Origin of the sequence: Curtobacterium sp. MCBD17_035 (genome assembly GCF_003234815.2) — a bacterium.
GTDB lineage: Bacteria > Actinomycetota > Actinomycetes > Actinomycetales > Microbacteriaceae > Curtobacterium.
In genome coordinates, this window is record NZ_CP126279.1 from 2826820 (window position 1) to 2851678 (window position 24859).

Annotated in this window: 19 protein-coding genes; 7 read left to right on the plus strand and 12 right to left on the minus strand. The window is 73.3% G+C overall.

The window, feature by feature from the left end; all coding sequences use genetic code 11:
• Positions 1–109: 109 nt before the first annotated feature.
• Complete coding sequence (locus DEI93_RS13290) at positions 110–4771, minus strand: Ig-like domain repeat protein (protein WP_111120345.1); 4662 nt, start codon at positions 4769–4771, stop codon at positions 110–112.
• A gap of 262 nt (positions 4772–5033) precedes the next feature.
• Here DEI93_RS13290 and DEI93_RS13295 point away from each other — a divergent pair, with 262 nt between their 5' ends.
• Positions 5034–6047 carry a LacI family DNA-binding transcriptional regulator gene (locus tag DEI93_RS13295; RefSeq protein ID WP_111120346.1) on the plus strand — a complete coding sequence of 338 codons (1014 nt, stop codon included), beginning with the start codon at positions 5034–5036 and terminating at the stop codon, positions 6045–6047.
• A gap of 166 nt (positions 6048–6213) precedes the next feature.
• Entirely contained in the window at positions 6214–7749 is a 1536-nt protein-coding gene (arfA, locus tag DEI93_RS13300; protein ID WP_111013950.1) for an arabinosylfuranosidase ArfA, read from the plus strand.
• Positions 7750–7882: 133 nt separating this feature from the next.
• Here arfA and DEI93_RS13305 read toward each other — a convergent pair whose 3' ends face one another.
• The 10 genes from DEI93_RS13305 to DEI93_RS13350 form a co-directional block, all read right to left on the minus strand.
• Entirely contained in the window at positions 7883–8161 is a 279-nt protein-coding gene (locus tag DEI93_RS13305) for a GlsB/YeaQ/YmgE family stress response membrane protein (protein ID WP_111011159.1), read from the minus strand.
• 120 nt (positions 8162–8281) lie between these two features.
• On the minus strand, positions 8282–9256 hold the full coding sequence (locus tag DEI93_RS13310; protein ID WP_111026328.1) for an AraC family transcriptional regulator: 975 nt from the start codon (positions 9254–9256) through the stop codon (positions 8282–8284).
• A gap of 154 nt (positions 9257–9410) precedes the next feature.
• On the minus strand, positions 9411–10163 hold the full coding sequence (locus DEI93_RS13315) for an esterase/lipase family protein (RefSeq protein WP_258370214.1): 753 nt from the start codon (positions 10161–10163) through the stop codon (positions 9411–9413).
• Positions 10160–10933 (minus strand): alpha/beta fold hydrolase, encoded by a 774-nt coding sequence (locus tag DEI93_RS13320; RefSeq protein ID WP_181436105.1) that lies wholly within the window; start codon positions 10931–10933, stop codon positions 10160–10162. Before DEI93_RS13320 ends, DEI93_RS13315 begins: the two co-directional genes overlap by 4 nt.
• 138 nt (positions 10934–11071) lie before the next feature.
• On the minus strand, positions 11072–12631 hold the full coding sequence (locus DEI93_RS13325; RefSeq protein WP_258372313.1) for a PucR family transcriptional regulator: 1560 nt from the start codon (positions 12629–12631) through the stop codon (positions 11072–11074).
• On the minus strand, positions 12628–13716 hold the full coding sequence (locus tag DEI93_RS13330) for a DUF917 domain-containing protein (protein ID WP_111120347.1): 1089 nt from the start codon (positions 13714–13716) through the stop codon (positions 12628–12630). The genes DEI93_RS13325 and DEI93_RS13330 overlap by 4 nt, the downstream gene beginning before the upstream one ends.
• Positions 13683–14885: an S-methyl thiohydantoin desulfurase family protein gene (locus tag DEI93_RS13335; protein ID WP_111011155.1), complete on the minus strand. Its 1203-nt coding sequence runs from the start codon at positions 14883–14885 to the stop codon at positions 13683–13685. The genes DEI93_RS13330 and DEI93_RS13335 overlap by 34 nt, the downstream gene beginning before the upstream one ends.
• On the minus strand, positions 14882–16006 hold the full coding sequence (locus DEI93_RS13340) for an S-methyl thiohydantoin desulfurase family protein (protein WP_111011154.1): 1125 nt from the start codon (positions 16004–16006) through the stop codon (positions 14882–14884). Before DEI93_RS13340 ends, DEI93_RS13335 begins: the two co-directional genes overlap by 4 nt.
• The gene (locus DEI93_RS13345; RefSeq protein ID WP_111011153.1) at positions 16003–17559 is read right to left on the minus strand and encodes a hydantoinase/oxoprolinase N-terminal domain-containing protein; all 1557 of its coding nucleotides are present in this window, start codon (positions 17557–17559) and stop codon (positions 16003–16005) included. Before DEI93_RS13345 ends, DEI93_RS13340 begins: the two co-directional genes overlap by 4 nt.
• Before the next feature lie 106 nt (positions 17560–17665).
• Positions 17666–19021: a purine-cytosine permease family protein gene (locus DEI93_RS13350; protein ID WP_111011412.1), complete on the minus strand. Its 1356-nt coding sequence runs from the start codon at positions 19019–19021 to the stop codon at positions 17666–17668.
• Between the two features lie 244 nt (positions 19022–19265).
• Here DEI93_RS13350 and DEI93_RS13355 point away from each other — a divergent pair, with 244 nt between their 5' ends.
• Genes DEI93_RS13355 through DEI93_RS13370 form a run of 4 tightly spaced genes read left to right on the plus strand, consistent with a single transcriptional unit; the run spans position 19266 to position 22952 of the window.
• Entirely contained in the window at positions 19266–20198 is a 933-nt protein-coding gene (locus tag DEI93_RS13355; protein ID WP_111027554.1) for an ABC transporter ATP-binding protein, read from the plus strand.
• Positions 20195–21046, plus strand: a complete 852-nt coding sequence (locus DEI93_RS13360) for an ABC transporter permease (protein ID WP_258372259.1) — start codon at positions 20195–20197, stop codon at positions 21044–21046. The genes DEI93_RS13355 and DEI93_RS13360 overlap by 4 nt, the downstream gene beginning before the upstream one ends.
• A gap of 20 nt (positions 21047–21066) precedes the next feature.
• Positions 21067–22287: a sensor histidine kinase gene (locus DEI93_RS13365; protein ID WP_111119950.1), complete on the plus strand. Its 1221-nt coding sequence runs from the start codon at positions 21067–21069 to the stop codon at positions 22285–22287.
• A gap of 38 nt (positions 22288–22325) precedes the next feature.
• Positions 22326–22952, plus strand: coding sequence for a response regulator transcription factor (locus tag DEI93_RS13370; RefSeq protein WP_111011417.1), 627 nt, complete (start codon positions 22326–22328; stop codon positions 22950–22952).
• A 27-nt stretch (positions 22953–22979) separates the two neighbouring features.
• Here DEI93_RS13370 and DEI93_RS13375 read toward each other — a convergent pair whose 3' ends face one another.
• Complete coding sequence (locus DEI93_RS13375) at positions 22980–23630, minus strand: LysE/ArgO family amino acid transporter (protein WP_181434989.1); 651 nt, start codon at positions 23628–23630, stop codon at positions 22980–22982.
• A gap of 511 nt (positions 23631–24141) precedes the next feature.
• On the opposite strand from DEI93_RS13375, the gene DEI93_RS13380 reads away from it, so the two are divergent.
• The gene (locus tag DEI93_RS13380; protein WP_111119949.1) at positions 24142–24855 is read left to right on the plus strand and encodes a YncE family protein; all 714 of its coding nucleotides are present in this window, start codon (positions 24142–24144) and stop codon (positions 24853–24855) included.
• Positions 24856–24859 lie beyond the last annotated feature (4 nt).

Consider the following 24859-nt stretch of genomic DNA (forward strand, 5'->3'; position numbering starts at 1 on the left):
CACGCAGGAACGCGCGCGCACGGACGACGAGTGCGCGGTCGTCCGACCGCGCACTCGTCGTCGGCACGCGCCCCGGCGACGGGGAGACCCGACCGCCGGGAACGCGGGGTCAGACCGTCCCGCTCCGCCGCATCGGGCCCGGCCGCCGCTCCCGGAGCCGGTTCGCGGTGACGAGCAGGGCGCCGGCGAGCACGAGGAGCAGCGCGCCGAGGCCGACCATGCCGACCGCGATGTCCGACCCGGTGAACGCGAGCTGCCCGACGGACACGACCGCGGCGACCGCTGTCCGGGCGACCGCGTCGTGGATGCCGAGCACGACGCCGTCGGGGTTCAGCGCCTCGACCCGGTACGAGTACGTCGTGTCGGGGTCGAGGCCGGTGAACACGGCAGTCGTGGCACCGGCACCGAGGGTGCGCGACGCGACCGCGTGGGCGAGGTCGCTGCTCGCGGAGACGACGATCCGGTAGGCCGTGGCACCGGGGATCGGCTTCCAGGTGGCCGTGAAGGACCCACTCGCCTTCGACGGGACCACGATCGGCTCGACCGTGTGGATCGCCGTCACGACGATCGCCGTCGTGGCCGACGAGGGTCCGTACGAGTCGTCGCCCGTGTACGCCGCCGCGACCGTGTCCGAGCCGGGCACGATGCCCGCGGTCGAGCACGTGGTGTGCGGGAGCGTCAGCGTGCAGAGCACCCGGTGGTCGACGCGCAGGGTGACCGTACCGGTGGCGTGCGCGGGCAGGCCACCGATCGTCAGGGTGACCGTGTCGCCCCACGTGGTGCTCGACGCTGCAGCATGCACCGTGACCGCGGTCGCGGCCCGCGCCACGTGCATGGTGATGGGCGTGCCGGTCGAGCCGTCGTGATCGGCGTCACCCGAGTAGACGGGCGTCACCTGGTGTGTGCCGGTCGGCAGGTCGGTGACCGTGGTGCAGCTCGTGGCGCGCCCGAGTTGCACGGTGCAGAGGGTCGTGCCGGCGTCGTCGGTGAACGTGACCGTGCCCGTGGCGCCGGCGGGCAGCCCGGTCGGGGTCAACACCACGCCGGTGCCGTAGGTGGTGTCGATCGTGCCGAGGCCAGCGCCGCTGCCGCCGCCCGCGCCGCCGCCACCCGGGCCGCTCCCGCTGCCGCTCCCGCTCCCGGTCCCGGCGCCCGTGCCACCACTGCCCGGCACGACGGCGACGGCCGTGGGCGCCTTGGCGACCGTGATCGTCAGGGTCTGCGTCGCCGTGGCCGGCGCGTGGTCGTCGTCGCCCGGGACGAACGTCGTCGTCACCGTGTGGGTCCCGGCGCCCAGCGCGGCCGAGGTCGTGCACGAGAGCGCTGGGAGCTGCACGGAGCAGAGGACCTGGTGGTCGTCGTCGGTGAACGTCACGGTCCCGGTGGCACCCGGAGCGATGCCGGCGACGGTCAGGGTGACCGGCGTGCCGTGGACGGGATGGTCGTCGCTGACGCTCGCGGTGATGCTGCTCGACCTCGCGGCGACGACGAGCTGGACCGCCGGGCTCGTGCTGCCGACGTGGTCGGTGTCGCCCGTGTACGTCGCGGTGATCGCGTAGCTGCCCTTGTGCAGGGTCGACGGTGTGACCGTGGTGGCAGCTGCGCCGTCGCGCACGTCCGCCGAGCCGAGCGCCAGCCCGTCGCTCGTCGCCCACGTGACGGTGCCCGACGCACCAGCGGGCAGGTCCGTCACGGCGAGCGCGGCCGTGTCGCCGTAGTCCACGGAACTCGTGCTGCCGCCGTCGATGGTCGCCCCGATCGCCGTGGTGGCGCGCTGGACGACGAGCGTCACGACCGGGCTGTCGACGGCCTCGTGGTCGTCGTCGCCGACCCAGTGCGCGATGACCTGGTACCTGCCGGCGGTGAGGGCGGCGTCGGTGTCGATGCTGGGCCTCCCGGCCGTGGCCGTGCCGAGCACGGTGCCACCGGTCGTCGCGAACCGGATGACGCTGTCGCTGGCGGCGCCGCTCGGGAGGCCCGTGGCGGTCAGGCGCGCGCTCGTCCCGTAGGTCACGGTGTCGGCGTCGCTCGTGTGGCCGTCGGCCGTCACGCCGATGGCGGCGGTGGCCTTCGCCACGTGCACGGCGACCGGGTCGCTCGAACCGCCCACGTGGTCGGTGTCGCCGTCCCAGCTCGCGCTGACCGTGTGGTCCCCGGCGGCCAGCGCGGTCGTGGTGCACGAGGTCGCGGGCAGGTGCACGGTGCACAGCGGGGCGCCGCTCTCGTCGGTGAACGCGATGGTGCCGCTGGCTGCAGCGGGTGTGCCCGTCGCCGACAGGGTGAGCTCGTCGCCGAAGGTCGGGGTCGGGTCGCTCACGGTGGTGGCCATCGGGACGGCCGGCACCCGGTCGACCGTGAGCGTCGCGACGGAGGACGTGCCGCGGGCGTAGTCACCGTCGGTCGTGCCGGCGTAGGTCGCGACGATGCGGTGCGCACCGGCGTCGAGCGTGCTCGTCGGCGTGCAGGACGTGTCGGGCAACGTCACCTGGCACAGCGCGGGCGCGTCGGCGGACCCGGTGTCCGCGGACGCGTCGCGGAACGACACGGTGCCCGCGGCGTCGGACGGGAGGCCCGTCACGGCGAACGTGGGGACGTCACCGTACGTCGTGGTCGCGGTGGTGTGACCGTCGACGGTCGTGGCCGAGCTCGTGGCTGCCTGGCCGACGTGCACGGTCGCGGTGTTCGTGGCCGTGGAGGCGGCGGTCGCGCCGTCGCCGGAGTACCGCGCGGTCACGACGTGGTCGCCGAGCGCCAGCGTGGTGGGCTGCGTGCACGAGGGCGTCGTGGTACTCGCGTCGGCGGTGCAGGCGGCGGTGCCGTCGACGAGGAACGTCACGGTTCCGGTCGCACCCGAGGGCAGCCCGGTCGCGCTGTAGGTCGGCTCGACGCCGACGCGCGTGGTCTGAGCCGGTGAGGCGCCGACGGTGAACGCCGAGGAGCGGAGCGCGACGTCGACGGACGCCGTGCCCGTGGACCCGGAGCGTGTGGTGTCGCCCGAGTAGGTCGCGGTCACGACGTGCGGACCGGCGGCGCTCTCGACGACGGAGCACGACGCGGTGCCGTTCGCGACGGGGACCGCCCTGCACACGGTCGTGCCGCCCTGCGTGAACGTCACGGTGCCGGTCGCGGCCGTGATCGTGCTGCTCGGGCTGCCGGTCGTGGTGACGGCGGCCGTCACCGTCGTGGCACCCCCGGCCGTGATGGAGGCCGGCGAGGCCGAGACCTGGAGGGCCGTCGGGACGTGCGCGACCGTCGCGGTCGCGTGGGCGGACGCGGTGGTGAGGGCGTCGGTCGACGCGACGGTCGAGGTGATCGTGGCGGTCGTGCCGACGGCGCCGCTCACGGTGTACGGGATGTGGATCGCGGGGAGGGCGGTGCCGGGCTGCGTGCCGGCGGCCGAGGAGTCCGTGCACGCGACGGTCTGACCGCTGGAGTCGGACGGGTCCGTCGCGCAGCTCCAGGTGCCGTCCGAACCACCCGCCGCGTTCGGCGTCGCACCCGCGTCGAACCGGGTGGTGACCTTGACGAGGCCCTGCTCGGCACCGCCGCTCGAGGCGACGGCCGGCGTGACGGTGTAGGTGTCGCTGTCGCCGCGCTGTGGCGAGGGGTCCGACACGGACGCCGTGGCCGCGAGCTGCGGCACCGCGCCCGTGAGCGAGGTCGCGGTGAACTGGTTCACCTCGTGGACGTCGTAGGAGCCGCCGGTCGACCCGACCCACCCGTAGGTGAGCTTGTACGGGTACCCGGTCGACGGATCGATCCAGCTGGCGGGGAACGTGGCACCGGAGGTGGTCACGTTCGGCAGGGTGCCCATGAGGGTCTGCGGCCCAGCGGTGGCGCCGATCGAGTCGTACACGATCGCCCAGTTGCCCGCGGGGACGGCGGTCCTCGGCAGGACCGAGCTGCCGTTCGCGCCCGTCATCCCCTTCGACATCACCGTCGCCGTCGAGGTGTTCACGACGATCTCGACGGGCACGTCCGCGTCCGTCCGGCTGGACACCGTGGCCTTGGTCAGGGCACCCGAGGGCTGGGAGCTCGCGATGTAGCAGTAGCCGACCGTCCCGTTGCCGGGGCCGCGGACGGTGACGTTCGCCTTGCCGTTCGTGGTGTTCGAGGCGACACCGGTGGTGCAGTTCGTCCCGCTGTACGTCGTGGTCTTGTAGTTGCCGTACGCGTCCAGTCCGAGCCCGAGGTACCCGTAGGGCAGGCCGCTCGCCGTCGAGCCGTAGTCGTGGTTCGCGCTGTAGCCGAGCGATCCACCCGTCGGACCGGTCTGGGTCGGCGGCTTCGGCGCGTAGGGGTCGGTGGCAGCGAGGTAGAACGCGATGCCGTCCGCGCCGTTGCCGCCGTACTGGTAGGAGTCGAACGTCACGTCGAGGCCCTGGGCGATCGGGACGGCGCCCTTGGCTCCCACGCCGCCGACCTTCGTCCCCGTCGCGTCCGTCAGGCGGAGCGCGCCGTTGCTGCTGTCGACGGCCGTGGTGGCGCAGCCCGGGACCGGGGTCTGCGACGTGTCCGTCCCCGCCGTGAGACAGGCGATGTTCGTCCCACCGGGCAGGGTCGGCTTCATGAAGGAACCCGAGTCCGCGATCGAGGGGCCCGTGAACGCCTCCTGCGCGTACTGCGTCGTCGCCGTCGTGGTCGCCGCCTGCGCCGCGGTCGTGGCGAGCCCGACGGACACACCGCCGAGCATGAGTGCGACGCCGAGCACGGCGAGGCGGCGGGCGGTCTTCGGGCGCGCGCGATGGCGCGCGGTCGCGGCAGCGAACACGGCGGCGGTCCTGTCGGATCAGGGGGTTCGGGTCGGCTCGGTCGCAGCGGCTGATGCCGGGGTTCCGAGTCCTCCCAAGGTACTGACGCCGCCGGTTCCATTCACCTGCATCGAGACCCCCAGTGCGGGGCACGTCCCCCGTGTGGAGGACCGGGCGGGGTCACGGGAGCTGGTCGACCGCTCAGAGAACGGACGGCCCGGGCCTGAGCCGCGCTCACGCGCGCGCCGTTCCGGGTCCCCGCGGGCGATAGGCTCGACGGCGATGCGTCCGACGGTGCGGGACGTGGCCGCCCTCGCCGGGGTGTCGCCAAAGACGGTGTCCAACGTGATCAACGGCGGTGTTCCGGTGCGCCCCGACACCCGGCAACGGGTGGAGGCGGCCCTCGCCGAACTCGACTACGTCCCGAACCTGTCGGCGCGGGGGTTGCGCAACGGCCGGTCCGGCACGATCGCGCTCGCACTGCCCGACCTCGGGACGTCGTACTCGGCCGAGCTCGCCCGTGCGTTCGTCGAGCTGGCGCGCGGGCACGGGTGGGCGGTCCAGATCGATCAGACCGGGTCGGACCCCGCGCGCGAGATCGACCTCATCTCGCGGGCGCGGGCCCACCTGGTCGACGGCCTCGTGCTCAATCCGGTCACCCTCGGCGAGAGCGTCGTGGCGAACGGGCGGGGTCTGCCGCCGACCGTCGTGATCGGCGAGGTGGAGCCGCAGGACGTGGACCAGGTCCACGTGGACAGCTTCGCGGCCGGCCGCGACGTCGGCCGTCTGCTCATCGCCACCGGGCATCGACGGATCGTGCTGCTCGGCACCTCGGACGACTCCTTCCGCACCGCCTCGAGCGAGACCCGACACGAGGGGCACCGCGCGGCGCTCCGCGAGGCCGGCCTGCCCGAGGACCCGACCCTGTCGATCGCCGTCGGATCGTGGTCGACCTCGGCCGCCGCCGCAGCGATGTCCCGGTTCCTCGACCAGCACGGGTCGCCGGACGCCGTGTTCTGCTTCACGGACTCCATGGCGCTCGGTGTGCTCCACGTCCTCGCCGACCGTGGCGTCCGCGTGCCCGAGGACGTCTCGGTGGTCGGGTTCGACGACATCGAGGAGGCCTCGTTCGCGGTGCCGTCGCTGACCACCGTCTCGTTCGACAAGCGCGCGATCGCCGAGGCCGCCCTGACCGCGCTCGAACGCCGGATCGAGGACCCGGACGCGCCGCGGATCGTGCAGGTCGTGCCGCACCACATCGTCGAGCGTGCGAGCGTCGCCTCGCGCCGGGGCTGACACCCCCGGATGAGCGGGCCGGCCGGTGGGACGCGCGGCCCACCGCGGAGCCCCGACGCTCGCCACCGTCGGCACGACGCGCCGACGGCGGCTTGTGGAGCCGAGTTACAACGATGTAAAACGGGAGCGACCACCACCACACGACGACGTGAGGACCACATCGCGCATGTCCACCGCAACCATCACCGTCGACCGCGAGTTCATCGTCGGTCCCGTTCCGCGCCGACTGTTCGGCTCGTTCGTCGAGCACATGGGCCGATGCGTCTACACCGGGATCTACGAGCCCGGCCACCCGAACGCCGACGAACACGGGTTCCGCCGTGACGTGCTCGACCTCACCCGCGAGATGGGCGTCTCGATCGTCCGCTACCCGGGCGGCAACTTCGTCTCCGGCTACCGCTGGGAGGACGGGGTCGGCCCCGTCGAGCAGCGTCCCCGCCGGCTCGACGGCGCCTGGCACACGGTCGAGACCAACGCCTTCGGTCTGCACGAGTTCGCCGCCTGGGCCAAGGAGGCGGGGGTCGAGGTCATGGAGGCCATCAACCTCGGCACCCGCGGCGTCGAGGAGGCCCGTGCCATCGTCGAGTACGCGAACCACCCGGGCGGCACGGAGTGGTCGGACAAGCGTCGCGCCAACGGAGCCGAGGAGCCGTTCGACATCCGCGTGTGGAACCTCGGCAACGAGCTCGACGGCCCCTGGCAGATCGGCCACAAGACCGCCGACGAGTACGGCCGCCTGGCGCAGGAGGCCGGCAAGGCGATGAAGCTCGTCGACCCGACGATCGAACTCGTCGCGGTCGGCTCGTCGAACTCGCACATGCCGACCTTCGGGTCCTGGGAGCACACGGTCCTGTCACACGCCTACGACGAGGTCGACTACATCTCGATGCACGCGTACTACCAGGAGCACGACGGTGACGCGCTGTCGTTCCTCGCGAGCGCGAACGACATGGACTACTTCATCGAGTCCGTCGTGGCCACGGCCGACGCCGTCAAGGCGAAGCGCCAGTCCTCCAAGGTCGTCAACGTCTCGTTCGACGAGTGGAACGTCTGGTACCAGCGCGGGCTCGAGACCGAGGACCAGCCGCACGTCGTCGGCAAGGCCCAGTGGCGCGAGCACCCGCGGCTCATCGAGGACCAGTACAACGTCACCGACGCGGTGGTCGTCGGTACCTTCCTCAACTCGCTCCTCCGCCACGGCGACCGCGTCACGATCGCGAACCAGGCCCAGCTGGTCAACGTGATCGCGCCGATCCGCAGCGAGGAGAACGGTCCCGCGTGGCGTCAGACCATCTACTGGCCGTTCGCCCGCACCGCGGAACTCGCCCGCGGTGACATCCTCCGCACCGTCGTCCGGAGCGACCGGTTCGCCTCGTCCCAGTACGGGGACGCCGACGTCGTCGACGCGAGCGTCACGTACGACGCCGACCGCGGCCGCGTCGCGGTGTTCGTCGCCAACCGCGGTCTCGAGGAGGCGTCGGACGTCACCGTGGCCCTCCGCGGCTTCACGGCCGGCCAGGTCACGCGTGCCGAGGTCCTGACGATCCCCGAGGGCGGGGACCGCTTCACCGCGAACACCGAGGCGGCGCAGGACGCCGTCGGCCTCACACCGCTGCAGGCGTCGGTCCAGGACGGCGCGCTCCGCACCACCCTGCCGCCGCTGTCGTGGGCGGTCCTGGAGGTCGAGGTCACCCAGGCCTGACCGGTCCGGGCGGTCCCGGCCACCGTGCCGAAACGACCGGCCAGATCGCAGAACATGCCGCTCACGTTCACACGTGAGCGGCATGTTCTGCGATTTCGAGGCTCCAGAGGACCGGGAGCCCGGCGACCGGTGGTCAGCGGCGAGCAGCCCCGCGCCCCGCGAACCGCGTGTAGATGAACAGCACGATGACCGCGCCGATGATCGACCCGATGATCCCGGCAGGCTGGAAGAAGCCGTCCATCGGGTCGTGCTGGAAGATGAGGAACCCGAGGAACCCACCCACGAACGAGCCGATGATGCCGAGCACGATGGTCGCGATGATGCCCATCGACTGCCGGCCGGGGATGATGAGGCGGGCGAGCGCACCGGCGATCAGGCCGATGATGATCAAGCTGATGATGAGACCGATCAAGAGGTCCTCCTGGTGTTGCGTTAGTCCGCTACGCCACGGCGGGTTCGCCGTAGCGGTGATCAGCACCCGAGTCAACTCCGAATCCGCCCGACCTGTTACGCCGCCGTGCGCCGCGTCGGGTCAGCCGTCGCGGCGCAGCGTCGTGTTCGGGGCCTCGCCGAACTCGGCGGCGTAGGCCGCGGCGAAGCGTCCCTTGTGGCCGAATCCGTGCGCGCCCGCGATCTCGGCGACGGTGTCCGTGCGGTGGTCGGCCGCGAGCAACCGGTCCCGCACCATGCTGAGCCGAACGCGACGGAGGTACGTGGTGGGCGTCATCCCGTGCGTCCGGTTGAACGCCTCCTGCAGCCCGCGCATGCTCATCCCGGCCGCGGCGGCGACGTCGGTGATGCCGATCGGGCTCGTGGCGTGCTCGCGGATGAAGCGCTCGGCGGCAGCGACCCGGGCTTCCGCGGCCGTCCCGACCCCGTCGGGGTCCGTCGCCGGCACGACCGGCCAGTGCGGGAACGCGGCCAGGAGGCCCTCCGCAGCCGTCCGCGCCAGCTCGCGCTCCGCGTCGAGCGTCACGGTCGCGGGACCGCTGATGAGCGTCACCGCGACCTGCCGCACCATGGCCCACCACGCCGAGCGGGCGTCGCCCGTGGGGATGTGGTCGTGGTCGAACCCGAGCGGTCCCGGAGCCCAGCCCCCGCGTTCCGCCGCGACCTCCTCGACGATCGACCGGTCCACGTGGAGCAGGTCCTTGTCGAAGCCGTCGTAGCGGAAGGGGAACGACCCGGTCGGGTAGAGGACGGGTTCGCCCTCGGACACGTCGAGCCCAGCGATGGAGCCGCTGCCCTCCTTGAGCCACGCGACGACGTACTCGTCGGCCGACGTCTCGAGTTCGCCCGACACCATCCCGGTCAGCCGGGTGGACGCGAGCGACAGCAGTCCGGTCCCGGTGACGGTGTGTCGGAAACCGAACGGCCGGCCGTCGGCGTCGGGCTGGACGTCCCAGCCGACGGCGTGATGCGTGGTCTGCAACAACACCCGCGCCTGCTCGACGTCCTGGCTCGTCGCGACCCTGCGCTCCCGGGTGATACGGGCGGTTCCTTCCATCGTCCGCTCATCATCACGGGCACGCGAGGGTTCGGCAATTCCAGAGACGCACGATCCAGCCAGACACCGTACTGCCCGCGCTTCGCGGACAATCGGCCGGTCAGACGGCGGTCATCGTGCGGCTCGTTCGGGCATCAGGACGTCGACGACCAGGTCACTGCGGCTCCGAGGACACCGCCGGGTCGACGGCGTCGAGCACGGCCCGGTAGGTGCGCGGATCACTGAGGATCCGGAAGTGCCCGCCGACGGGCAAGCGCTCGTTCTTCGCCCCGACGAGGGCACTGCCCTCGGGGATCATCGTGTCGAAGACGCCGTAGACCGAGGTGATCCGGCCGTTCGCGTGCACGTCCGCGAGGAGCGCGGCCAGGGTCGGGTCGTGCACCGAGAACGCCCGGAGCGTCGCGTTCGGCGCGAACCGTGCGTACGACGAGCCGCCGAACGGGGCCGACACGGCGACCATCCGGTCGACGCGACCACCGCCGTCCAGCAGGGTCATCGCGTACTTGCCGATCAGTCCGCCCTTGCTGTGGGTGACGAGGAGCACGTCGTGGAGGTCCTCGGCGCGGATCTGGTCCATCACGAGTCGGGCACCGGCGCGCACCGACTGCCGGTTGTGCCGCAACGCCGTCACGACGAACACCGGGTGCCCGTGATCGTGCAGCGCGTCCATGAGGGGCCGCATGAAGTGCCACGTCTCGTACACGCCCGGCACCACGACGATCGGCTGGCGGTCACCGCTCCGGTAGTCGTCGGCCGTCGTCGGCCCGAGGCTCCGCAGCTGCCACACCGCCGCGTACCACCAGTCGAGCAGGAACCATCGCGCGTCGCGCAGGTGCACGGCCAGGCGGGGAGGTGGGTCGGGCGTGCTCCGCGCCTCCCGGTCCCGCCACCCGGTCGCGCCCGTCACCGGAGCTGCCCCACGGTCTGGACGCGGATGAACTCGTCGACGATCGCCGCGACGGCACCGGGGTGGGCGTCCTGCACGTGGTGCGGTCCGGGCAGCTCGATGAACGCGGCTTCTCGCGCGACCCCGGCGACACGGGCGGCCCAGCCGCGGCGGGCGACCGGGTCCTCGGTGCCGCGCATCACGAGCACGGGGACCTCGAGCGCAGCGACCGACCGCAGCGTCGGGTACCGCATCATCACCCGGAGCTCCCGCAGGTACGTCGGCATGCTCCGGAGGTAGTCGGTGAGGAGCGTCGCGTTCATCGCCGGTCGCTCGCGGATGCCGTCGACCGCGAGCGAGAACCCCTGCTGCAGGAGCGTCCGCCGCCGGTCGTCGATCACCGGGCCGATGAGCCCCACCGACGTCACGAAGCCCGGGTCCTGGAGTGCCATCCCGACGACGACCTGCGTGCCCATCGACTGCCCGATCGCCAGACACTGCTCGACGTCGCAGGCGCGGAGCGCGGTGATGACGAGTCGGGCGAGGTCCTCGATCTCGAGTCGGCGACCGGGAGACGGGGAGTCGGCGAAGCCGGGCAGGTCGACCGCGATCGTCCGGTACGAGCGCGAGAGCACCCGCTGCACGCGTTTGAACGACCGGTGCGACATGCCGATCCCGTGCACCAGGACGATCGTCGGCGCCAGGGTGTCGCGAGCACGGCCGGCGGGGGCCAGGGTGCGGAGCCGGAGGACACACCCTTCGACGTCGACGGTCTCGACGAGTGGGCGCATGGAGATCACGCTACGCGGCACGCCCGACGGGATGACCATCCGCGACATCAGCGTCGTCCTCGGCGTTCCCCACCAGCGCGTGCATCAACCGCTGCACGTGGAGGCGCACCAGCCGCCGCGCGTCCTGAGCCCCGGCGGTCACTCCCGCCGAACGCGGGTCGCCAGGTGCAGCGCCAGCCGGGTCTCGGGATCGGCGAGGTCGACCGCCAGCAGCCGCTCGACGCGTGCGATGCGGTCGGCGACGGTGTTGCGGTGCACGCCGAGCACGGCGGCGGTCTCGGCGAGCGACGACTCCGCGTCGAGGTAGGCGGCGAGGGTGACCCGGAGTGCGCCGCCGCCGCGCTCGAGCGGTGCCAACAACTGCTCCGCGGCCGGGAGGAACGTGTCGGTCTCCGTCCACGCGAGCAGGAGCTGCGCGAGGCCGAGTCGGTCCACGTGGACGAAGTGCCCCGACTCCGGCCGGCCACCGGCGAGCCGGGCGGCATCGGTCGCCTCGCCGAGGGTCCGGACGAGCCCGACGAGCCCCGCTTGCACGCTACCGACGCCGACGGCGGTGTCGAGCCCGGGGCGGAGCGCCGCCTGCGCACGGCGGACGGCGGTGGCGACGGCACCGATCCGCAGGTGGTCCGGTTCGTCGAGGTCCGACGTCCAGAGCGCCCATCCATCACCTTGTTCGACGACGTCGACCTCGAGCCCGGCGGCCGCCATGGCGACCTCGACCTCGCCGCGGAGGGCGACCTGGTCGACGGGGTGCCGGGTGACCACACGGATGCCGACGTGCCAGGCGTCGAGCTGCCACCCCGCCGCGAGCGTCCGCTGCACGAGGCCCGGCTCCGGGCTGCCGTCCGCCGCGCGGAGCTCGTCGAGCATCGCGGTGCGGTAGCGGGCGTCACGTTCGTCGTCGAGCCGGGTGAGCACGAGCCGGTGCCCGACGGCGACCGCGGCCACCCGGAGCGCCACGGCCATCGTGGTGCGCTCGGCTCGGACCGGCGCGGTGAGCCCGACGCCGAGCCACGCCCGTGCGCCGATGCCCGTCCCGACGGGGACGAGCACGAGGGTCTCGTCGCCGTCCGTGACCGTGATGGGCTCGCTGCCGCCGGCGGCGCGGGCGAGCATCCGCACGGCCCCGGCGCCGACCCCGGGTCCGCGGAGTGGCCGGCCGGCGGCGTCGAGGAAGCGCACGGGTGCGCCGAGCTGGCGGTCGAGCTGCCGGAACAGGTCGTCGAGGTCGGGTCCGGCCTCGAGCCCGATCCGCGCGACGGCCACCGCGGCACGGGCTGCCGGGGCCTCTCCCGTGCCGACGAGTTCGTGCAGGCGGACGGAGGTGGACCACGCGTCGTCCGTGGCGAGCACGGCCACACCGAGGCGGTCGGCGAGCGCACGGGTCCCCGGGCCGGGCATCGGGGCGGAGTCCGGGACGGCGGCGGGGTCCGGCCGGACGACGAGCGTGCGGACCCCGACGCCGGCGGCGCGCCGCAGGAGGACGTCGAACCGCGCGTCGAACCGGGCGACCGGTGTCAGGAGCACCACGGCGCACCCGTCACCGCCGGCCGTGCCGGAGAGCTCGCGACCGACGACGTCCACCGCTCCGACGAGTCCGAGCACCCGCGCGACACCGGGGTCGTCCGGCCCCGCGAGGAGCCGGACCTCGGACCTGGCGGTCGACAGCATCGCCAGGAGTTCGCGGAGCGGGATCACCGCACGCCCGCCGGTTCGGGCACGACGTCGGCGTCCACCCCGTAGGCCCGGGGCGCGACGCGGCCGAGTCGCACGGGATCGGCCCACCACCAGTCGGCGCCGGGCAGCACGAGCACCGCGAGTTCGTCCCCGGTGCGGATGCGATCCGCCGCGACGGGGTCGAGCGACCGGGCGTCGACCACGACGATGAGGCTCGGGGTGCTCGCGACGGGCTCGCCGTCGACCAGGCAGTGCACGTACTCGCTCCCGGCCTCGATCCGGGCGACCGCACCCGTGCAGGTGTCCACGATCGCGGTGGTGCTGTGCACGAACGCCATGGCGTCACCCGCGCGGTCGACGTCGACGACGCGGCCGAGGGCGACGACCCGCCCGCCGACCGCCCGCGCCAGGGCCTCGGGGTCCGCGGCAGCGGCGAGCGCCCGCCCCGTCCGCAGGGCACGCGTGACGCTCCCCGCAACGGCTCGTGCACGCAGCGTGGCGATGGGCACCGGCCCGATCGCGAACGCGGCCCAGCCACCGCTGTGGGACACGGCCTCACGCCAGACGGTCTCGAGGTCGCCGGGACTCGGCGCGTCGACGACGATCCGGAGGCCGCTGCTCGTGGCTGCGGCCGCGGTGACCGGCAGTGCTCCGGCGGCGAACAACGTGAGCTGGTCGAGGCGGGGGGTCGCCCGGCCGACGAGGTCGGCGTCGACGAGCGGCCGCCCCACCAGGTGCGCGGTGAGCGCGGCCGCCGGCCCGGTCACGCCGCCGATCTGGGCCGGGAGGACCGCGTCGGCACGGTCGCCCGTCCAGCGTTCGACGGCGGCGAGCGCGTCCGGGAGCTCGCGGCCGCTCGGCATCTTCTCCTCGAGCACGGTCGTCGAGCCGACGAGGCCCACCGCCGCGACCCGTTCGAGTCGGGGGTCGTCCAGCGACAACACGGGGACCCCGAAGCCGGGGCCGACGCGCCGGATGGCGCTGACGGTGTGGTCGACGCGACCGCCGCCACCGCAGCCGAGCAGGGCGGCACCACGCCCGAACGCGGGCACGTCGCCGGCCTGGAGGCGCGTCACGCGCTGACCGTGCCCGTCGCCTCCGTCCATGGCTCCATGCTCCCATCGGGCACCGCGTCCGCCCCCGCCGCCGAGCACATCGGTGGACGCACGTCCCCGACGGCCCCCTGTGGATGGAGCACCTCGACGGGCGTGAACGCGTCGTCGAGCCCGAAGCAGGCCGGCCCGAACACGGCGAGCGCCTCGGGCGTGCGCATGAGCGCGGGCGTCGACACGCCGACGACGCGGACCCGCTGCCCGTACCGGAGCCGTTCGGTGGTGATCGGTTCCGCGGTCTCGGCGTCGAGCACGCAGATGAGATCGGGGACGACGGCGAGGAGCTCGTCACCGCGACGGGCGACGAGGTTCTCGTTCTGGAACACGATCTCGACGTCGCCGGCCGCGCCGCTGATCGTCGCCCGTCCACGCGCGAACCCCTCGACCGTGCGCCGCTCGACGTCGACGACCTTGCCCTCGTGCAGCTCGCGCAGGTGCGTGTAGATGGTGCGGGAGAACGCGGCGGCGAGTTCCGCGACGGGGTCGCGGTGGGCCTCCCGTGCGTGCCGGACGGCCCGGCCGACCGCCAGCGCGAGCGACAGGGTCCGCGGGACCGCGGTGTCGCGCACCTGCCTGCCGGTCATGGCGTACTCGGCGATGTAGGCGACGCCGCCGAGCCGGATCGTGACGCCGCGCGCGAGCCACTCCATCTGCCGGTTGTCGTGCCCGGTCTCGATCACGACACCGTGGCCGCGCTCGTCGCTGATCGCGAGCGGCGATCCGGGCACGCCGTACACCGAGAACGTCTCCATCTGGAGCTCGGGGAACGCGCGCCCCATGCCGTCGGCGTCGACGACCGGGAGGCCCCCGGTCGCGCCGACGAGGAGGGGGATCATCGAGTTGATGCCACCGCACTCGATGGGCATCGTGGCGGTCGCGGTGCGTCCCAGGTGCGCCTCGAGTCGCCGCAGGGCGCCGAGGGGCTCCGGGCCGGCCGGGATCCGTTCGAGCACGACCGTCGGGGCGCCCATCTGCGCGGTGGGGATCACGAACGCGTCGTCGTCGAGCTCGTCCGGGTCGAGGATCGTGACCGGGCCGTGCTCCTGCATCGCGGCGCGGACGAGCAGCATCCCGATGGTCGGGTCCCCGCCGCCGCCCGTGCCGAGGAGCGCGGCGCCGCGGGCGAGGTCCGGGAGGTCCTCGATGCCGAGCAGCCAGCTCACGCGCGCACCCCCGGGCTCGTCGTGCCGTCGAAGCGCACGGCGTCGAGGTCGTACCCGAAGTACCGCGGACCGGCGAGTTCGAGCGCTGCGGGGCTGTGCCATCGGGGGTCCGCCGGCGCCGTGACGATGCGGACCCGGGCGCCGAAGCGGAGCCCCTCGGTCGTGATCGGCTCCCCCGTCTCGGCGTCGAGCGTGATGACGAGGTCCGGTGTCGTGGCGCGGGCGCGGCCGTCCACCTCGACGAACAGGTGCTCGTTCTGGAACCGGAGCACGGCCTCCCGTCCGGTGTCGTCGGCCATCCCGGCGATGTGGGCCGTGCCGCGCGCGAACCCGGTGACGGTCTTCCGCTCGACGTCGGTGACCTTGCCGGCGAACACGACCTGGCCGCCGAGGACGTCGGCGACCGCGGCGACCGGGTCCTCGTTCGCGGCACGCGCGTCGACGAGGGCCTCGCCGAGCCGGACGCACAGCGACAGGCTGCCGCGGACGTACGACTCCTTCATCTCCGCGCCGGACATCGCGTACTGCGACGTGATCGCCGAGCAGCCCATCTCGACCGTGGCGGTGCGGGCCAGCCGTTCCGCCCAGCGGTTGTCGATCGTGTCGAACACCGCGGTGTTGCCCTTCTCGTCGGACAGGGACATCGGCGTCGCGCTGATGCCCGACAGCGTCGGCAGGACCATCTGGACCTCGGGGAACGCACGACCCATGCCGTCGCCGTCGACGAGGGGGAGACCGAGCTCCGCGGCGGCGACGATCGGCGTCGTCGAGTTCACCCCGCCGACCTCGATGCAGGCCAGGTGCGTGGGCGTCACGCCGCGGTAGGCGGCGAGGCTGCGGACCGCCTCGGCGAACTGCGTGGCGGACGGCAGTTTCTCGACCATGACCGTCGGCGCGCCGATCATCGCGACGGCGAGCACGACCGCGTCGTCGGGCAGGTCCTCGATCTGCACCACCGGGACCGGCCCGTGCTGCCGGACCGCGGCCTCCGCGAGCAGGCGGCCGATGTAGGGGTCACCACCACCGCCCGTGCCGAGGATCGCGGCCCCGCGGGCGAGCGCCGAGCAGTCCTCGCCGATCACGGTGAGCGGAGCGACGGGCGTGGTGTCGATCGCGCTCATCGGACGAGCGCCCCGAGTGCGAGGTCGCCGACGGCCTTGGCGCGGATCCGTGTCGCGTTGCCCGGCAGGTACGGGATCGGGACCTCGTCGAAGTCGACGATGTCGACCGTGGACGGGTCCGCACCGGCCGCGATCGCCCGGTCCACGGCCTCCTGACGGGCGTCGTCGACGACACTCGCCCGCTTGCCCTCGCTGATCGCGTAGACCTTGTCGATCTCGCCGCTCACCTGTGCGATCGCGGCGCCGATCGCGTTCGCGACCGAGAAGTGCTCGGGCCGGTGCACCACGCCGAGGCCCTCGAGCTCGTCCGGCAGCAGCACCGAGCCGCCGCCGACCGCGACGACCGGCAGGGGCGCCGAGGAGGTCCGCATCCGCTCGACGACGTCGGCGACGCGGGCGGCGATCACCCCGAGCGCGCGCTGCGCCACGGCGTCGGACACCCCGGCGACGAGCGAGGCGTCACCGATCACGCCGCGGCCGCCACGGACGGCGACGTCGGTCGCGGTCAGGGTCGTCCCGCCGAACACGAGCGCCTCCTCGGCGAGCCGGTAGCCGACCGAGTCCGGGCCGACGAGGGCGCCGTCCTCGCGGATGCGGGACCCGCCGCCGATGCCGATGGACAGGACGTCCGGCATGCGGAAGTTCGTCCGGACCCCCGCGACCGCGACCTCGCCCGTGGCCTCGCGCGGGAACCCCGCGGTCAGGACCCCGACGTCGCTCGTCGTCCCACCCACGTCGACGACCGCGCACGTGTCGAACCCGGACAGCACCGCGGCGCCGCGCATGGAGTTCGTCGGGCCGGACGCGAAGGTCGCCACCGGGTAGCGACGGGCGTACTCGACGTCCATCAGGGTGCCGTCGTTCTGGCTGAGGAACAGCGGGGCGTCGATGCCGCTGCCGGTCACCGACGCGGCGAGGCCGTCGACGATCCGCTCGGCGAGCTCCCGCAGGGCGGCGTTGATGATCGTGGCGTTCTCACGCTCGAGCAGTCCGATGCGGCCGATCTCGCTCGACAGCGAGAACGCCACGTCCGGACCGAGCTCGGCGGCCATGATCTCCTGCGCGCGCTGCTCGAACTCGTCGTTGATCGGCGAGAACACCGACGAGATCGCCACCGACCGGATCCCGGCGGCACCGATCGCCGCCGCGTGCCGCCGGAGTTCGTCCGGGTCGAGCTCGGAGATCGTCCGACCGTCGAACTCGTGGCCGCCGTGCGCCAGGAACGGTCGTGCGCCGACCGCGCCGACCAGGTGCTCGGGCCAGTCCGTGAACGGCGGCAACGACGCGGTGGCCGGCAGCCCGAGCCGGACCGCCGCGGTCGGGGCCAGTCCCCGCGCCTCGACGAGGGCGTTGATGAAGTGCGTCGTGCCGATCATCACGCCGTCGATGTCCTCGGACGTGAACGCCCGCTGCTCCTGCAGGCCGGCGAGCGCGGCGACGATGCCGGACGTGACGTCCGCGCTCGTCGAGCGCTTCACCGCCGCGGCGACCGTGCTGCCGTCCATGAGGACCGCGTCCGTGTTCGTGCCGCCGACGTCGATGCCGATGCGCATGGGGTTCCCTTCGGTGGTGCTGGTGGTGCGTGGGTGGGCGGGGTGGGCGCGGGTGGCGCGGTCCCGTCGGCGCCGGGGGCGGGCCTCCCGGCCGGGAGGCCCGGGCTCAGCGGGCCGGGACCGGTGCGGTCTCCGTGTGGCTGACCCCGACGCCGCGGACCAGGCCGGCCTTGCCGGCGATCACGTAGAGGACGAACGCGATGACGACCGAGTTGATCGAGGGGATGCCGATCGTGACGAAGTACCCGATCAGGGCCGCGATGGCCCACACGACGAGCGTCATCGGCACCCACGTCGGTGAGGTCGCCGGGACGTCCGCGGCGGCGCTCAACTCGCGACGCCAGGTCTTCACCACGAAGTACTCGGCGACCATGATCCCGGCGATCGGGGGGAACACGACGCCGAGGACGGTGAGGAACGGCGTGAACGCGCCCAGGAACCCGACCGCCGCGAGCACCGAGCCGACGACGCCCATGACGAGCGTGACCACGCCGCGGTTGACCTGTCGACCGAACACGGCGTCGATGAAGTTCGTGACGCCGAGGCTCGAGCTGTAGATGTTCCAGTCGTTGATCTTGAACGTGCCGAGCAGGATCACGAGCACGCCGACCCAGCCGACCGACGACGTGATCACGCGCGTGATGTCCGAGGACCCGACCGCGTGGGCGAGCAGGACGCCCGCCAGGCCGATCACGTACTCGCCGAGCGTCACGCCGAGGAGCGTCTGCTTGACGACGTCGCCGGTGCTCTTGTTGAACCGGGTCATGTCGGGGGTGATCACGGCCCCGACGATGAACCCGCCGGCGACGAGCGTCGTGCCCGCCACGAAGCCCATGTGCGGACCGGCCGGGGCCTTGGCGGCGAGCTCCGCGATCGAGTGCTTGCTCAGCTCGACGGTGATCGCCCACCCGACGAGGACCAGGAACAGCGGCACGGTGATGTTCGCCAGCCACTGCATCGAGTGGAACCCGCGGAGCACGATCGCCGTGACGAGCAGGCCGAACACGAGCGACCACGCCCACGCCGGCAGGATCGGCAGGATCGCGACGAGCCCGGACGCCGAGACGCCCGACTGGATCCCGAACCACCCGATGAGGCTCATGCCGATCGCGAGCCCGACGAGCGCGGAGCCGCCCTTGCCGAACCCGGTCCACCGCGCGATCACGGAGGTGTTGAGGCCTTCGCGGACCCCGATCACGCCGACGAAGACCGACACGATCTCGAGGATCACCGCGCCGAGCGTGATCGCCCAGAACGCGGCCCAGAAGCTCATGCCGAAGCCGAGCGTCGCCCCGAGCAGGAACTGCGACAGGGCCGAGATCTGCCCGAACCGCTGCACGGCCACCTGGAACCACCCGTAGCGGGCGGACTGCGGCACACGGCGGAGGGAGTAGTCGTCGACGGCGACCGTCGCCGACGATGACGAGACGGGTGGTGCCGAAGCTGCGGTGTCGCTGGCCATCTGTGGCTCCTCGGGTCGGACGGGCCCGGAACGCGGAGTGCGTCGCCGGCGCGGGGTTGCGCCAACGCTAGGAGTCCGGACACCGGCCGACCATGTGCAACATGTCGTTACCGGGGTGTGAACCGGTGCGAGATGCACACCGCCCCGACCTCGACCCGACCGCCTCCGCACCATGACGAATGTCACGCCGGATCCATGACGGACCGCAGACGTCCCGCGCCCGCGGTTCCGCCACGCTGGCCGCATGAACGAAACGCCGATCATCCAGCTGGCCGGACTGCACAAGCGGTTCGGTGCGGTGACCGCGGTCGACGGTGTCGACCTGACGATCCACCGGGGCGAGGTCGTCGCCCTCCTCGGCCCGAACGGGGCCGGCAAGACGACCACGGTGGACCTCGCGCTCGGGCTCGCCACCCCGACGGCGGGCAGCGTGCGGCTCTTCGGCGGCGCGGCGCGTGACGCGATCGTCGACGGCCGCGTCGGTGCGATGCTCCAGGGCGGTGCGCTCCTGCCCGACCTCACCGTCCGGGACTCCGTCGCCCTGGTCGCGAGCGCCCACCGGGCCCCGATGTCCGTCGACGAGGCACTCCGCCGCGCGCGCTGCACCGAGATCGCGGGCCGCCGCGTGAACAAGCTGTCCGGCGGGCAGCTCCAGCGTGCCCGGTTCGCGGTGGCCGTGGTGTCCGACCCGGACCTGCTCGTGCTCGACGAGCCGACCGCGGCGATGGACGTCGAGGCCCGGCACACCTTCTGGTCCTCCATGCGCGAGTTCACGGACACCGGCCGCACGGTCGTGTTCGCGACGCACTACCTCGACGAGGCCGACACGTTCGCCGACCGGATCGTGATCATGCGCGCCGGACGGATCGTCGCCGACGGCACCCCCGCCGAGATCAAGGCGATCGCGGCCGCCCGGACGATCCGGTTCACCGGGGTCGGCCCCGCGGACCACGACGCGCTCCGCGGTCTGCCCGGCGTCAGCGGTCTGGAGGAACGGCACGGCACGGTCACGCTCGTCACCGACCGATCCGACACGACCCTGCGCGCCCTGCTCGCGGCGTTCCCCGCCGCGCACGACATCGAGGTGGTGCCGTCCACGATGGACGACGCCTTCCTCGCCCTCACCCGCACCACGGACGAGCCGTCGTCCGCCGAGACGACCGGAGCCCGATCATGAGCACGTCCATCCCCTCCACGCCGGTTCGGGCCACCGACACCGCGGCGACCTCGCCCACCGACGACGCCCTGACCGCTCCCGTCCCGCTCCGGACCCGGGGTCGCCTGCCGATCCGGTACGTCGCCCTCGAGGCCAAGCGGCAGCTCCGCAACGTCCGGTCGCTCGTGTTCACGATCGCGGTGCCCGTGGTGATGCTCCTGGCGTTCGGGTCCGCCTACGGGTCCAGCGGTCAGGTCGACCCCGCGACGAAGCTGCCGTGGCTCGTCGTCACCACGCTGCAGATGGCGTCGTACGGCGCCATGATGGCGGCACTCGGGCAGGCGTTCACGATCGTCACGGAACGGTCCATCGGGTGGAACCGGCAGCTGCGGATCACCCCGCTGTCCGGGGTCGGGTTCCTCGTGTCGAAGGTCATCGCCGCGATGGCGATCGCCGCGCTCGGCATCGTCGTCGTGACGCTCGTGTCCGTGCTCGCGCTGCACGCCGACCTCGCACCCGGCCGCTGGCTCGTCGCCGGCGTCGGCGTGTGGGCCGGGGTGGTGCCGTTCGCCCTCATCGCGATCCTCATCGGGCAGTTCGCCCGCCCCTCGTTCGCACAGCCGCTGTTCATGGTCGTGTTCATGGGGCTCGCGATCCTCGGCGGCCTGTGGGTCCCGCTGTCGATCATGCCGTCGTGGATGAGCACCCTCGCGCACGGGGTCCCGTCGTACTGGCTCGACCGGATGGGCCAGATGGGCGCCGGCGCGGACGGGAGCATGCTCGAACCCGCCCTGGTGCTGGCGGCCTGGGCGTTCGGTCTCGCCGCGGTCGTCGTCTGGCGCTACCGGCGCGACGCCGCACGGCAGTGACCGGACCTACGCTGGATCGCGTGACGGACGCGACCCAGACGACCCAGGTGCGGCGCACGGAGGACGTGCGCCGCACCTCCCGGTCGTTCCCGTGGTCCGGCGCGCCGGGCATGGCGGAGGGCGACCTCCGGACGGCCCGTCGTCGCTGGTACCCGGGGGCGTTCTTCGGGCTGGCGTGGCAGGTGCTCCTCGTCCTCGCGGTGTTCACGGACGGCGGCTCGGTCCGCAAGCACGTGGTCGACAGCGTCGTGCTCGCCGTGGTCTACGTGGCGTACCTCGTCGCGCCGGAGCTCATGTGGCGACGACGGCTGCCCGGCCGCATCGTCGTCCTCAGCACGTTCGCCCTGCTGAGCGTCCTGCCCCTCGTGCCGCTCGGCGCCGTCGCCATGTGGACGTGGTTCCTGCTCGCGTCACTGGTCGGGTTCGTCGCGGTGCGGATGTGGGTGGCCGCGGTGGCCATCCTGGCGATCGCTGCCGCGCAGGTCGTGATCTGCGGCATCGCCGGATGGGACGTGAGCTCGAACGACGGCCTGCTGTTCGCGCCGCTCGTGACCGTGTCCATCGGCGCGTCGATGACCTTCTTCGGGCGCCAGCGGGCCGCGGAGCAGGAACTCGGCGTCGCGCAGGACGAGATCACCCGCCTCGCCGTCGTCGAGGAACGCGCCCGGTTCTCCCGCGACCTCCACGACGTGCTCGGCCACTCCCTGACCGTCGTCGCGATCAAGTCGGAGCTGGCCGGGAGGCTCGTGGACCGCGACCCCGCCGCCGCGCGCAGTGAGATGGCCGACGTCGAACGGCTCGCCCGCGAGGCCCTGCAGGGTCTCCGGCAGGCGGTGAGCGGGTACCGCGAGGCCGACCTCGACGCCGAGCTCGTGTCCGCCCGGGCCGCGCTCCAGGCCGCCGGGATCGACGCCGACCTCCCAACGAACGCCGACGCCGTCGTGGCCGACAGCAGGTCACTCTTCGCGTGGGTGCTCCGCGAGGGCGTGACGAACGTCGTCCGGCACGCCGCCGCCACGCGCGCTCGGGTCACCCTGACCCGCAGCGCGATCACCGTCGAGGACGACGGCGCCGGTGCGTCGGACGACCTGGCCGACGGGGTCGCGCCCGTCGGTGCACCGCTCGGCGGCAACGGGCTTCGTGGACTCCGCGAGCGTGCGGACGCGGTCGGTGCGACCATGACCACCGGGACGAGCGACCTCGGCGGGTTCCTGCTCCGGGTCGGGCGGGGGCGTCGGTGAGCGCCGCGGAGACGCCCGGCGTGACGGCGTCGGCGGCGATGCCCGGCTCGACCACGATCCGGGTCCTCCTCGCCGACGACCAGGCCCTGGTCCGCGGCGCGCTCGCGTCCCTGCTGTCGCTCGAGTCAGACATCAGCGTCGTCGCCCAGGTCGGCCGCGGGGACGAGGTCGTCGACGCGGCGCGGGCGTCGGGCGCGGACGTCGCCCTGCTCGATGTCGAGATGCCGGGCGCCGACGGGCTGCGGGCGGCACGCGACCTGGCCACGGCCCTCCCGTCCTGCCGCTCGCTCATCGTCACCACGTTCGGCCGACCGGGCTACCTGCGCCGCGCGCTCGAGGCCGGCGCGTCGGGGTTCGTCGTCAAGGACACGCCCGCGGAACAGCTCGCCGACGCCGTCCGCCGGGTGGCCGCCGGGTTCCGCGTCGTCGATCCGGTGCTCGCGGCGGAGTCGCTCGCCGCCGGCCCCTCGCCGTTGACCGCACGCGAGACGGAGGTCCTCATCGCCTTCCGCACGGCGCCGACCGTCGCGGGCGTGGCCGCGGAGCTGCACCTGTCCGAGGGCACGGTGCGGAACCACCTCAGCGCTGCGATCGGCAAGACCGCGGCGCGGAACGCCACCGAGGCGCTGCGGATCGCGGCGGACAACGGGTGGCTGCTCGGCTGAGCCGTCGTCCGACGCCCGCGCGCCGGATCACGCCCCGAGCAGCAACCGCACCCCGAACGCGACCATCACGACCGCGATGCACGCGTCGAACACGCGCCACGCCCCCGGTCGGGCGAACACCGGGCGGAGCATCCGGGACCCGAACCCGAGCGCCGAGAACCAGCAGCAGCTCGCGGCCACCGCGCCGCCGACCCACCACCACCGTTCGTCGACGCCCTGCTCGTTCGCGACGGACCCGAGGAACACGAGTGTGTCGAGGTACACGTGGGGGTTGAGCCACGTGAACGCCAACATCGTCAGGACCGCGCGCCGAGCGGTCCCCGCGGTGGTCCCGTCGTCGGTGCCGACCGCGCGGACGTCGAGGGCGTCCCCCGCCGGCCGGATCGCCCGGCGTGCCGCCAGCACCCCGTAGGTCAGGAGGAACGCCGCGCCGACGAACCGCACCACGACGAGAGCGACCGGCGCCCGCTCGACGACCGCGCCGACGCCGAGCACCCCCGCCAGGATGAGGACGGCGTCGGACCCCGCGCAGATCCCCACGGCCGCGGCGACGACGCGTCGGGGTGCGGTCACGGCCAGGCGGAGCAGGAACGCGTTCTGCGCGCCGATGGCGACGATGAGCGCGAGTCCGGTGCCCAGCCCGTTCAGCGCCGGGAGGACCGTGGTCGCGATCGTCATGCCCCTCACGGTAGGAGCGGGACCGCCCCGAGTACAGCGCGCTCCGGTGCCCGGGTGCGTCTGGCCCCGTCGGGCTCCCGGCGTGGGCCGCGTGGTCAGACGTGGGCGGGGTCGACGATCGTGCGGCCGACGTGGGACAGCGGTGGCCCGCCGCCCTCGTTCGGCGGACGTGCGGCCGAGGCGGGCAGGGTGGACCGATGGACACCGCGAGCGCCGCCTCGAGCCGACCGTCCGGGCGAACACCGGGGCCCTCGCGCGACCGGCGTCCGCGACGCCGTGGTCGTCGACCCGGCGCCGTGCTGGCGGTGCTCGTCTCGTGCGGACTCGTGGCCGTGCTCGCCGCCTGTTCGGGGTCGACCGCTCCGTCCGTTTCAGCCACGCACGCCCGCACCGGCTACCGGGGCCACGCGGTCACGAAGGCGGCGGAACCGGGGGACGCGCCACCACCGCCCGTCACGCCAGCCGGCCGGGTCGTCCCACTCCCCGCCACCGCCCATCCCTGGGGTCTCGGATGATCGACCTCGCCGATCCCGACGGTCCCCTGTTGCTCCCCGCGGAGGACCGCGATCGTCTCTACACGCTGGCGCTGCCGTCACTCGACCTCGTCAGCTCGGCGTGGACGGGCCGGCACCCGCACCAGGCGGTGCGGGTGAACAGCACCACGTTCGTCACCGAGGAGTTCGGGCATGGCGTCCGGGCCCTGCGGAACGGACGGACGGTCGCGCACTTCACGCAGCCCGTCCAACCCGGTGGCATCACAGCCGTCGGGAACCGGGTCGCGGTGGTCGACGTCGCGGCGAACCTGCTGTTCGTCTACGACGCGACGACGCTGCGGCTCGTCGCCGCCCTGCCCGCCGGCGCGGGCCCGAGCCACGTCGTGCCGATCGGCGGGGACCGGGTGGCCGTCTGCGACGTGCGCGGCAACGCGGTGCTCACGTACGACATCGGTGGGACACCCCGGGCGCTCGGTAGCGCGGCCGTCCCCGGCCGCGCCTTCTGGATCCGCGCCGACGCCGCGACGGGGACGATCTACACCGCGCTCGCGAACACCGACGAGATCGCGCAGCTCCGCGTCCGTGCCGACGGCGCACCGCAGCTCGTGCGGACGGTGCCGACGGTCCGCCAGCCGGTGTCGTTCGATCGGGACCCGGCGACCGGCGACGTGTACGTCGGCGGGTACGCGGACTCGCAGCTGCAGGTCATCCCGGCGTCGGCGTTCCGCTGACCCG